The organism is Bacillus sp. SIMBA_154 (assembly GCF_046536015.1).
GTDB lineage: Bacteria > Bacillota > Bacilli > Bacillales > Bacillaceae > Bacillus > Bacillus pumilus_P.
On the sequence record NZ_JAWJBV010000409.1, the window covers coordinates 1 to 257 of the forward strand.

A 257-nucleotide genomic window follows, 5' to 3' on the forward strand; every position below is an offset into this window, starting at 1 on the left:
GGCTTCACCGCGCTCAACCAGGACCCACTGCCGGTGGTCGCCAGGGAGAATCTCGAGGCTCTGGCCGAACGGACGCAGGACACCATTCATCTCTCGGTCGAAGATGGGGAGTCGGTGCTCTACCTGCACAAGATTCCGGGCACGCGTGGGGCGGAGATGCGATCGCGCATCGGCCACCGGATGCCCTTGACTCGGACCGGCGTCGGGAAGGCATTGCTGCTGGGACAGGAGGATCGGTGGGAGAGGCTGTTTACTGC

1 protein-coding gene is annotated in these 257 nt (G+C 64.6%); it reads left to right on the forward strand.

Going from position 1 to position 257, the window contains the following annotated elements:
* Positions 1-257: IclR family transcriptional regulator domain-containing protein (locus R0K30_RS22570; RefSeq protein ID WP_486304035.1), on the forward strand; the 257-nt coding region annotated here is incomplete at both ends.